Consider the following 11,021-nt stretch of genomic DNA (forward strand, 5'->3'; position numbering starts at 1 on the left):
ACCGTCGGGGCGCTGCGCGCCGAGGTCGCCGGCCACGACGTGGAGATCCGCCCGTTCGACAAGGGCCGCTTCGAGATCAAGCACGACGGCATCTCGCTCAGTGAGATGGCCGAGAGGTCCAACGCCTGACGGCGTCGTGGGCGACGCGCCGCACGACGGTCCGGCGCGCCGCCCACCCCACGGGCGTCTCCCGGCCGTAGGCACTGGTCACCTCGACGTCGATGGCACCGTCGTGACCATCGTGGATGGTCACGACGGTGCCATCGACGCGCTTCGCCCTGTACATGGCCAGATCCGCCTGGTGCAGCAGCATCTCCGACGCGGCGGTGGCGCCGGGCTCCGCGACGGCCAGTCCGACGCTTCCATGCACCGAGCGCGACGCTCCGGCGAGCTCGCAGGGAGCCGCGACGGCCTCGGCGATCCGCTGGCCGAGCCTCCGTGGCTCCTCGGCGGAGCCCTCGAACAGGATCGCGAACTCGTCACCACCGAGCCGGGCGACGGTGTCCTCCCGCCGGACCGCGTGCATGAGCCGGTCCGCGGTCAGCCGCAGCAGATCGTCACCAACCGCGTGCCCGAATTCGTCGTTGACGTTCTTGAAGTTGTCCAGGTCGCAGAACAGCAGGACCAACGGCTGCGGATCGCGGTCGCGGTTTCGCCGGTCGACCGCGTGCCGCAGCCGGTCGTTGAACAGCGTCCGGTTCGCCAGCCCGGTCAGTGGGTCGTGAAATGCCTGGTACAAGAGCTGACGCTGGCTGGCCCGGTAGCCGGCCAGCAGGCTCGCGTTGTCCCATAACGTCACGACCTGTCGGGCCAACGCCAGGGCCAGCAGCCCGAGCAGCGCGAACATCTCCGCCCGCGGGATCGGGCCCGACGTCACCAGCTGCACCAGGGTGAGCAGACCGACCGCGCCCAGCGGCACATACGGCAGCGTCAGGTGCAGTACCTGCAGCAGGCCAGGTCGCTGGTGCGCCCGGTGGTCATGGTCATCCGGCTCGGCCACGGGCGGCGCCGCTGCTCGCGCCGGGGCGACCGCCGCGAGCCCGATCAGCAGCATCGCCGCGACGAACCCGGTGGAGAACGGCGGAGGAACGACCTCCCAGCGGCGAACATCGGCGGCGACATAGCTGGCCGCCACGATCGCGAGCACGACCATGCCCGCCGCGAGCAGACCGAACGCGGGCCAGAAGCGCGGCCGCCGGAACGTGCCGAGCAGGAACACCGTCACCGACAGGGTCAACGCACCCATAGAAAGCGTCGACATCGTCAGGACGGAACCCAGGCTGTACATGTCTCGCAGCAGCGCGTCCCTCAGCACCAGCTCCCAGACGAGCAGCGCCAGCGCGCCGACCACGAGCAGGCTGTCCAGCACGGTCACCGCGAGCCAGCGCCGRCTGGGTAACGGCGGATGCGGGGGACGATCGCTTGGGTACATCCCGAGCGCGCCGCGGCCGTCGGGACCCCGGTCCAGCGGGTCCGTCGGTATCGTGAGCAGCCCGGCAAGCGCGAGCCCGTAGCAGATGAGATAGCCAAGATCGGGTGGGTGCAGCATCGGCAGGTTGGTCCCGGTAGCGGGAGCGGACCACGCGGCCGTGACCACCCCGGCCATCGCCAGGACCGCGGCCGCCCCCGTCAGCCATCGCCACCGTCGTTCGACTCCCCGGTGCCGCCAGCCTTCGACCCCGCAGCACACGGCGGCGGCCGCGGCGGCGACGCTCGCCGCGATGGGCTCTACCAAGACCATCGCCGACCTCGGCGCCGTGAGATCGACCGTCAGCGCGGCCACGAAGAAAGCGACCGCGGCGATCACCATCCGGCGGAAGGCCCGGGGGCCGGCCGACGCTGGCCGAGAGCACGATGCAGCCACCCGGATAAATGTTCCCGCTCCGGCTCATGGTGAATCGGTCCACCGCTCAGGTGTTCCGGTGGAAGTTACCCGGAACAGGAATCTCATTTCATGGGCGGTATTTCTGATGAAACGGGTTCCACGGCGGCCCTCATACCGGGACAGCCCGTCCTGACATGCTGGTGATGGTCGTCGGGCTGCCCGTCGGGTGTGGCCCGGCGACACCCGATCAGCCGCTCTCGCGCGCTGGCCCAGACCTGCTCGGTGGGAGGCGCACCCGGTTCCACCACAGGGACAGAGCGACGGCCGCGGCGACGAACAGGGCGCCGACGCCGGCGAACACGGCGGCGATGTCCTTGTGCCTGTGCGTGACGGTGATGTTGCTGGGGAGCGCGGTCAGCGCGTCCTGAAGCTGCCCGGCGTTCTGCGCCCGGTAGTAGCTGCCGCCGGTGGCGCCCGCGACCTGTCGCAGCGCGTCCTCGTCGATGGTCTGCGGCCTGCGGTCGCCGAACCGACCACCACCCCCGCCGCCGAAGCCCCCGCCACCACCGAAGGGGCTGTCGCCGACCTGCGAGCTGCTGCACACCATCGGCGACGGCGTCGTCGTGCCGAAACCGATCGTGTAGACGCGCAGGCGGCGCGCCGCGGCCTCCTTCGCCGCGGTCTGCGGATCCACGCCCTGGGTGTTCGCGCCGTCGGTGAGCACGACGATGACGTCGGCCGCGTACTGGGACCCGGTGCTGCCACCGTCGAGGTTCACCCCGGTCGGCGGGACGGCCGGGTCGACGTCGGCGATGGCGTCGATGGACGCGAGGATTCCCTGGCCGATGGCGGTGCCGCGCGACGTCGTCAGGGTCTTCAGCGCCGCCAGCAGCTTGTCGGTGTCGTCGGTCGGCGGGACGAGCAGGCCGGCGACGCCCGCGAAGGTGACCAGGCCGATGCGGGAGCCGCCCGGTTGCGCCCGGATGAAGTCGGCGGCCGCCTTCTCGGCGGCGGTGAGGCGGTTCGGGGCGACGTCGGTGGAGCACATGGAGCCCGAGACGTCCAGCGCCAGCAGGATCGTCGTCGAGTTGGACGTGACGGGGACGGTCGCCTGCGGACGGGCCGCGCCGAGCCCGAGCGCGGCCAGCCCGACGAGCAGCAGGGCGGCGGGGACGCGCCGGCGCCACAGCGTCCGGCCCGCCACGGCGACACGGACCAGCGCGACCGACGTGACGCGCACGGCGGCGCGCCGGCGCCGCCGCCGGGCCCACCAGGCGACGGCCGGCAGCAGCGGTATGGCCAGCAGCGTCAGCAGCGCCCACGGCCAGGTGAGCGACATCAGACGACCCTTCCCGTGCGCAGGACGGTGAGGACCCCGCCGGCGGCCAGCAGCAGGATGGCGAACGCGATGAACGCCCCGGCCAGCGGAAGGTCCTCGTTGTGGGTGGTCAGCCGCAGGTCGATGGTCGACGCGACGCCGTCGAGCTCGGGCGTGTCCGACGCGGGGTGGTACGAGCCGTCGGTCGTCTGGGCGATGGCCTTCAGCGTGTCCTCGTCCAGCGCGGTGTGCAGCCGGTAGCCGTCGACGGTGACGACCCCGCCGGCCGCGGTGCCGACGCCGACCGTCTCGACGTGCACGCCGGCGGCCTGGGCGGCGTCGGCGGCGGCCTCGGTGGCTTCGCCGCTGCCGCCGTCCTCGCCGTCGGAGAACAGCACGATGGTCGCCGAGCTCCAGTAGCCGAGGTCGGGCACGGTGCCGTCCGGACCCAGCCGGACGGTCTTGCCCGTGATCGCGGACAGCGAGGTGAGGAGCGCGTCCGCGAGCGAGGTGCCGCCGGTGACGCTCAGGCGGTCGATCGCGGCCTCGGCCTCCGCGTGCTCGGCGCTGGGCAGGTGGGTGGTGATCCCGCCGTTCTGGAAGGCGACGACGCCGACGTTGACGCTGCCGGGCTGGGCGTCGACGAACGCGGTCGCGGCCTTCTTCGCCGCGTCCAGCCGGGTGGGCTCCACGTCGGTCGCGGCCATGCTGTTCGACACGTCCATGGCGACGATCACCGTCCCGGCGGCGCGGGAGACCGGGACGGACGCCGCCGGCCCCGCCGCCGCCACCGAGAGCACCGCGATCCCCGCGAGGCTCAGCCACAGGCCGAACTGGGGGGCACGCCGTCCCGCGGCGGTGGCCACGCCGGCCGCGGCGAGCGCCGCCCGGCGCCGGCGGGACGCCTTCACGGTGGCGACGGCGAGCGCCGCCACGACCAGCGCACCGAGGACGAGCAGCCAGGGAACGGCGAGGCTCACGGCCGCCTCCACTGGGTACTGGCGACGACCCCGACCAGGGAGGTGAGCAGGTCGCGGTCGGTGTCGATCCGGTGCATCGGGACCCCCGCCCTGCGCATGCGGCCGGCCGTCTCGGCCTCGCGCTCCGCCACGGCGTCCCGGAACCGGGCCCGCAGCAGCGGGTCGCTGGAGTCGACGAGCAGCTGCTCGCCGGTCTCGGCGTCCTCGACGAGGACGAGCCCGGCCTCCGGCAGGTCGTCGTCGGCCGCGTCGACGACGCGCAGCGCCACGACGTCGTGCCGATGCGCGAGACGCAGCAGCGGCCGGTCCCACTCGCCGGTGCCGATGAAGTCGGAGACGACGATGATCAGCGACCGGCGCCGCGCCACCGACGCGGCGGTCGCCAACATCGCGGCGAAGTCGGTGGTGCCCGCCGTGGACGGCGCCGCGGCCGTGCGGTCCAGCTCATGGCCGATGCGCAGCACGTGGCCGCGGCCGGTGCCCGGCGGCACCACCCGCGTCGCGGCGCCGTCGTGCAGCAGCGCGCCGACCCGGTTGCCGCCGCGGGCGAACAGCCTGGCCAGCGTCAGCGCGAGCTCGGCCAGCACGTCGTGCTTGCCCCGGCCCGGCGTTCCCACCGTCATCGACGCCGACCGGTCGAGGACGAGCCACAGGGTCAGCTCGCGATCTTCGGTGAACTGGCGCACCTGCGGCTCGTCCAGCCGGGCGGTCGCGTTCCAGTCGATGCGGCGGGCGTCGTCCTCCTCCATGTAGCCGCGCAGGCCGGCGAAGTCGAGGCCCGCGCCGCGGTACGCCGTCCGGTAGGAGCCCAGCACCCGCCCGTCGAGACGGCGGACGACCCGCCACTCCAGCCGGAGCAGCAGCCGATCGGGCGCACCGGTCATCGCGCGGCTCACCGGTCCCGCAGCGGGACCTCGGGCATCGGCACCGCCGTCAGCACGCCGGCGATGACCGTGTCGGGATCGACGTCGTCGGCCAGCGCCTCGTACGACAGCACGACGCGGTGGCGCAGCACGTCGGGGGCGAGCTCGCGCAGGTCGTGCGGCACGACGTAGTCCCTGCCCCGCAGGTATGCCAGCGCGCGGGCGCCCAGCACCAGGTTGATCGACGCGCGCGGGCTGGCGCCGTAGGTGACGTAGCGCTCCAGCTGGCCGAGCCCCACCGTCCCCGGCGAGCGGGTCGCCGTGACCAGCCGCACCGAGTAGTCGACGACGGCCGGGTCGACGTACACGCCCTGGACGCCCGCCCGCATCCGCACCAGGTCCTCGGGGGAGAGGATCGCCTGCGGCGCCTCGGGCGGCCGCAGGGCCCGGTCGACGATGGCGTGCTCCTCCACCGCCGTCGGGTAGCGCACGACGACCTTCATCATGAAACGGTCGACCTGGGCCTCGGGGAGCGGATAGGTGCCCTCGGACTCGATCGGGTTCTGGGTCGCCATCACCAGGAACGGGTCGGGGACGTGGAAGGTCTCGCGCCCGATGGTCACCTGACGCTCCTGCATGACCTCCAGCAGCGCGCTCTGCACCTTCGCCGGGGCTCGGTTGATCTCGTCGGCCAGCAGCAGGTTGGTGAAGACGGGGCCGAGGGAGGTCTCGAACTCGCCGGTGTGCTGGCGATAGACCCGGGTGCCCACCAGGTCGGCGGGCAGCAGGTCCGGCGTGAACTGGATGCGTTGGAACTGGCCGCCGATCGCCCCGGCCAGCGACTTCACGGCCAGCGTCTTGGCGAGCCCCGGCACGCCCTCGACGAGCAGGTGGCCGCCGGAGAGCAGGCCGATCGCCATCCGCTCCAGCAGCATGTCCTGCCCGACGATCGTGCGTTTGACCTCGAACAGCACCTGCTCGAGCGGGCTGGCGCCGGGAGGCACGGCGGTCGCGCCGTGCGCCGTGGCGTTCGCGCCGCCCGCCGTCGCGGCGCTCGCGGGGATGGTGCCGCTTCCCGCGGTCGTCGCGTTCCCGCCGGTCGGCCGCTGGGTGCCGCCGCCCTTGGGCCCCATCAGGGTCAGGTATCGCCGCTCGGCGTCGTCCTGGTTCGACATCGTTATCTTTTGGATACCTTCCGTGATGTCAGATCTGGGGTCCGCGGCCGTCGCCAGGCCCGTTGCCGCCGCCGAGCGCGCTGCCGATGGGCACCGCGAAGCCGATGCCGGCGAACGCGTCGTCATGGCCCGGGTCGGCGATGGAGACGACGATCCCGACGACCAGGCCGTTCGCGTCGAGGAGCGGGCCGCCGGAGCTGCCGGGATTCACCGAGGCGTCGAACTGGATGAGGCCGGTGAAGGTGCCGCTGTCCGTGGGGGCGGTGCGGTCCACACCCGAGATGACGCCCGACGAGACGCTGTAGGTCAGCCCGAGGGGGTTGCCGACGGCGACGACGTCGCCGCCGATCTCGACCCTGCCGCCGAGCGTCGCCGGCACGACGGTCTGCGGCAGGGTTTCCGGGGAGAGCGTCGCGATGTCGGTCTTCGGGTCCGCCGAGGCCACCGTGGCGGCGGACGTGGTGCCGTCGGCGAAGACGAGGCTGATGTCGCCGCCGTCGGCGATGACGTGGTTCGCGGTGAGGACGGTGCCGTCATCGGCGGCGATCACGCCCGAGCCGAGCGACCCGTCGGCCGTGCGCACCACGACCACCGACGGCCCGATCCGCTGGTAGATGTCCGCGACGCTCGGCGTCTTGGCCGCGGTGGGGCTCGCCGACACGGCCGGGTCGGGCAGCGCCGCCGAGCCGTCATCGGGACGCAGCGCGAGCGCCACCACTGTGACGACCAGAGCGACGATGAGGACACCGCAGCCGACCAGCACGCCGAGGGCGCTCCGCGGGCCCCATGCTGCCCGAAGGCCGGACCAACGCGCCATAGCCCGACACTGCGGGCCATACCTTAGCCGTACCTGAACAAACACTGTGGCTGATGCGAAATGCTACCGATTCTTTACCTGATACGACGCAGGAAACCGTGCCGGACTGGCGCACACCTCGGCGGCCGGTATCGGTCGTGAGCTGTCTGCCAGGTGCCGACCCGCAGGTGGCGGTCATCAGGCGAGGTGCCTGCGTCGTGGCCGGCACCGGCACGGGCGGCACCGGCACCGGCACCGGCGGTGGCACCGGCGGTGGCGCGGCCGGCTGAGTGGTCGCGGCCGGCCAGCCACTCGTCGGCGGAGCCGGGCTGGGCGGACTCCTGGCTCACACCAGATCATGGGCGGGCCATGATCTGGTGTGATGTTTGGCGTCCTGGCACGCAAGAACGCAATCACCGTGGAATTGCTTTGGCGATCGCGGAGTCAACCCCGCTTGGAGCCCGGCCCGGGCTCGGTCGGGGCGCCGTCCGGGCGCTCGTGCGGCCGCGTGCTCGTCCTGTCCGACGTCAGAGTCACAACCAGCGCCGTTTCGCGCCCATGACGTCTGACCCGACGCCKGGATCCTGCTGGCGCCCGCCGCGACGCGGGTTAGAAGCGACCGGCCGCCGCTGCGCGCTGCCCGCCCATCCATCCATGGGCTGTGGCGGGCGGGAAGCCGGGATCCGCCCCACAACCCATGACCGGATCCGATGCGAGACCTGAGTAATTAGGGTTCCTCGCTCTGGCTCCGATAAATCCACCAGATGACCAGCGAACTCCAGCCCGGCCGGCCGTCGGCAATTGCGATCGTGCCAGGTAGCCACCCGGGCCGGGCCTGATCGCTGACGGCCTGGGCAAGGCGAAAGGTGGGGTGGGYGATACACCGGGTCGCAGCCGTTCCGCCGTTGCGGTGGTCCGGCCAGCTCCCGCCGGTCAGTCTCCCGCGGGCACGGCCATCTCGCCGAGCAGGGACCAGTCGTCCTGCGGAATGGTCACGTTGACGATGCGCGGGGTTTCGGCCAGATGCTGGGGCAGCATCTGGCGCGCGGCCTGGAAATGCGCGGACTGGACGTGCGCGGCGCCTGCGTCGTCGTCCCGGAATGCCTCCACGAGAACGTATTCCGCGGGGTCCTCGATGCTGCGCGACCAGTCGAACCACAGGCAGCCCGGTTCGCTCCGGGTGGCCCGGGTGAATTCCTCGACAATGACCGGCCACCGGTCCGCCTCCTCGGGCCGGACGCGGAACTTGGCGGTGATGAAGATCATCGGACTCCCTTGTCGACGTCGACTTGGTCGCTGGCATGGGCCGCATCAGGCGCGGGCTGGCCGCATCCGGCACGGCTGGCCTTATCCGGCGCATCCGGCTGGCTGGCCGCACGATGTCGCGCCCATGAAGCCGGTGCCGGTGTCGCGCTGAGACCCTACGCGACGGTCAACCGCCGGTCGCGGCGTGGCGACCACTCATGATCGCCGCGACCGTGTCGTCGCCGTCATCGTTTCGGCGAATTCGCAACCGCGGCAACACGGTGGCGACGATCAACCCAAGCGAGTCGCCGGGCGATCGCTGACGGGGGCGGCTGGGGCGCCATGGTCGTTCCCGCCGAGCGCCTCTTGGTCAGGTCCGCKGGGTGGAGCGGGTGATGCGGAAGGTCGGATGGTCCGCCGGGTCGGGCAGGGCGCGGAAGGACGCGCCGACGGTGGGCATCCGGCCGTAGAGCGCCAGATAGGCGTCGATCAGTGGCGGCCGGGCCGGCGCGGGGACGTCGGTGACCTCGATGTCCTCGGTTCGGCCCTCGTGGTCGAGCCGGCCGTGGCCGGCGGCGGTCAGGTTGAGCGCCCAGTCGGTCTGGCCGCGGGCGGCGATGAGGTACCGCTCGCCGTCGTGTTCGAGGACGGCGACCGGGACCCGTCGCGGGCGGCCGCTCTGCCGGCCGTCCACCGAGAGCTGCCAGACGATCTCGGGGCGGAAGCGGGCCGCCATCCGGTTGCCGACGACGCGGGCGAACCACGGCGGCCTCAGGTAGCGGCGGGACGTGTCGGCGGGGTGTGTGCTCATGGCAACAACCGTAGACATCGAACGTTTCGATGTCAAAGCGTTAGACATCGAAGTGTGAGTATGCTTGCGGCGTGCCTCCCACCCGTTCTCCGATCGGCCTCCACCTGGCACGGACGGCCCGGGTGGTCAGCCGCGCGTTCGACGAGGCGCTGGCGGCCGGCGGCGGGTCCATGCCGCTGTGGCTGGTGCTGCTCAACCTCAAGACGGGCGCCACCCTGGCCAACCAGCGCGAGCTGGCCCAGGCCGTGGGCATCCGGGAGGCGACGCTCACCCATCACCTCAACGCCATCGAGGGCCAGGGTTTGATCACCYGGCGGCGCGATCCGGCGAACCGGCGGGTGCAGACGGTGGAGCTCACCCCGGCGGGGGAGGAGGCGTTCCTGCGGCTGCGCACGATCGTCGTCGACTTCGACCGCCGCCTGCGTGACGGTTTCACCGACCAGGAGATCGCCGGTCTCGAGCGGCAACTCGACCGGCTCGTGAACAACGTCGCGGGCGCCTGACCGAGCCGATTCGACCACCGCGACCGCGACCACAACCGCCACCATCGCTTCGACCGCCGCGGATGCGCTGTCGCCGTGCCGCCGCGCCGGCGGGCGGAGGCCGGCCTCGCGAACTGTGGACTACCGGTGGGAGTCAGGCCCCTCGACCGCGGCGCGGAGGTCCGCCGACCAGCCGAGTGCACCGACCCGCTCGCCGCCACCGGTGACGGGGACCGTCCGCCATCGCTCGACGGACTGGCCCCGGCAGCGCCAGTAGCTCAACGCCGCGGCGAGCAGTGGCCCCAGCCCGCGTGCCGCGCCGTCGTCGAGTTTGGCGGCGAATGACCGCCCGTCGGGCAGCGAGGCGGCGATCACCGCCTCGGCACCGTCCTTGGCGAGCAGACCCGGCACATCCGCGAGGAGGTGCGTGATGGGTCGATCAGTTCCGCCAACGTGCACGGGATGGTCCCTCACCGCCGAGGACACGAGGGCGGCGGATGATCCGTCCGCGGCCCGGCTCAGGGCGGCGAAGGACCGCGCCAGCCCGGTCAGACTGATCGCGTGCGCGGGCGCGCCGCACCCGTCGATCGCGGTCGCGGCGACCGGCTGCCCGGCATACCGCCCGACCGCGTCCCGGATGAGAACCTGCAGCGGATGCGTCGGCAGCCGGTAGGTGCTCGTTTCCCATCCGGCCGCGCGACACGTCGCGAGCATGGCGGCGTGCTTGCCCGAGCAGTTGTGGCAGATCCGCGCCGGCTCGCCACCCTGCCTGACCCACTGGACGCGGGCTTCCTCGCTGCCKGGCCACGCCGGCGGGCAGAGGAGCGCGCCCTCATCCAGGCCCGCGGAGGTCAGGATCGCCCTGGCCGTCTGACGGTGCACGGGCTCGCCGTCATGGCTTGCGGCCGCCAGCGCCAGGTGCTCGCGCCGCCCCGGATAGCCGGCATCGACCATGGCGGCCGCCTGGAGCGGCTTGAGCGCGGAACGGGCGAAGACGGGCCGGTCCGGCGAGCCGAAGGAGACCTCGACCGCGCCGTCGGCATCGAGCAGAACCAGCGAGCCACGGTGCCAGGACTCGACGATTCCCGCCCGTGTCGCCGTAAGCAGGACCGGGTTCGCGACGCTATCCAGATCCACGCCGCCTGCTTGTCCGGGCATGCGCACCAGTATCGGCACCCGTGGTGCCCGCGGCGCTCGGCACTGTCACGAGGCCGAGTCTTCCGCCGCTCCCGCGCCTGCGCGTCTTCATGTCGCCGGAGACACTGTTCTGCCGAGCAAAGACGACGCCTCTCGAAGTGGCGGCTCGTATTGCTGAGCCGTCGGCTTTCGCGATCAAGAAGCATCGACTCGCCGCAGGGCGCTGGCGCGCTGAACTCTCGGCGTGTCTCGTCATGATTCCGATCCGTCTGTCACAAGCGCCTCGCAGGCCGCGAGGTTGCCCCGGGTCGTCCGGCAATTCGGGTGGTCGGGACCGTAGACGGCCTCGCCGATCGCGAGCGCCCGCTGAAACAGCGGCACCGCGTCCC

At 72.3% G+C, this 11,021-nt stretch carries 11 protein-coding genes; 1 reads left to right on the forward strand and 10 read right to left on the reverse strand.

The window, feature by feature from the left end:
- Positions 1-97 precede the first annotated feature (97 nt).
- From BCD49_RS37585 to BCD49_RS37620, 8 genes are all read right to left on the reverse strand, one after another.
- A complete protein-coding gene (locus BCD49_RS37585) occupies positions 98-1,741 on the reverse strand; it encodes a GGDEF domain-containing protein (RefSeq protein ID WP_232794061.1) in 1,644 nt (547 codons plus the stop codon).
- A 331-nt stretch (positions 1,742-2,072) separates the two neighbouring features.
- On the reverse strand, positions 2,073-3,164 hold the full coding sequence (locus BCD49_RS37590; protein ID WP_007519969.1) for a vWA domain-containing protein: 1,092 nt from the start codon (positions 3,162-3,164) through the stop codon (positions 2,073-2,075).
- Entirely contained in the window at positions 3,164-4,123 is a 960-nt protein-coding gene (locus BCD49_RS37595; RefSeq protein ID WP_007519967.1) for a VWA domain-containing protein, read from the reverse strand. Before BCD49_RS37595 ends, BCD49_RS37590 begins: the two co-directional genes overlap by 1 nt.
- A complete protein-coding gene (locus tag BCD49_RS37600; protein ID WP_007519965.1) occupies positions 4,120-5,007 on the reverse strand; it encodes a DUF58 domain-containing protein in 888 nt (295 codons plus the stop codon). Before BCD49_RS37600 ends, BCD49_RS37595 begins: the two co-directional genes overlap by 4 nt.
- Before the next feature lie 8 nt (positions 5,008-5,015).
- The gene (locus tag BCD49_RS37605; RefSeq protein WP_007519962.1) at positions 5,016-6,161 is read right to left on the reverse strand and encodes an AAA family ATPase; all 1,146 of its coding nucleotides are present in this window, start codon (positions 6,159-6,161) and stop codon (positions 5,016-5,018) included.
- A 28-nt stretch (positions 6,162-6,189) separates the two neighbouring features.
- Complete coding sequence (locus BCD49_RS37610) at positions 6,190-6,978, reverse strand: S1C family serine protease (protein ID WP_027140652.1); 789 nt, start codon at positions 6,976-6,978, stop codon at positions 6,190-6,192.
- A 912-nt stretch (positions 6,979-7,890) separates the two neighbouring features.
- Positions 7,891-8,223, reverse strand: coding sequence for a putative quinol monooxygenase (locus BCD49_RS37615; RefSeq protein ID WP_007519958.1), 333 nt, complete (start codon positions 8,221-8,223; stop codon positions 7,891-7,893).
- Between the two features lie 349 nt (positions 8,224-8,572).
- On the reverse strand, positions 8,573-9,013 hold the full coding sequence (locus BCD49_RS37620) for a nitroreductase/quinone reductase family protein (RefSeq protein WP_071042467.1): 441 nt from the start codon (positions 9,011-9,013) through the stop codon (positions 8,573-8,575).
- 122 nt (positions 9,014-9,135) lie between these two features.
- Between BCD49_RS37620 and BCD49_RS37625 the strand changes: the two genes are divergently transcribed.
- A complete protein-coding gene (locus BCD49_RS37625) occupies positions 9,136-9,516 on the forward strand; it encodes a MarR family winged helix-turn-helix transcriptional regulator (protein WP_083401941.1) in 381 nt (126 codons plus the stop codon).
- Positions 9,517-9,636: 120 nt separating this feature from the next.
- Here the strand turns inward: BCD49_RS37625 and BCD49_RS37630 are convergent, their stop codons facing one another.
- Positions 9,637-10,632, reverse strand: a complete 996-nt coding sequence (locus BCD49_RS37630; RefSeq protein WP_007519953.1) for an asparaginase — start codon at positions 10,630-10,632, stop codon at positions 9,637-9,639.
- A gap of 252 nt (positions 10,633-10,884) precedes the next feature.
- A complete protein-coding gene (locus BCD49_RS46690; protein ID WP_442960542.1) occupies positions 10,885-11,013 on the reverse strand; it encodes a tetratricopeptide repeat protein in 129 nt (42 codons plus the stop codon).
- Between the last annotated feature and the right edge of the window lie 8 nt (positions 11,014-11,021).

The sequence above is a fragment of the Pseudofrankia sp. EUN1h genome, assembly GCF_001854645.1.
Classification (GTDB): Bacteria; Actinomycetota; Actinomycetes; order Frankiales; family Frankiaceae; genus Pseudofrankia; species Pseudofrankia saprophytica.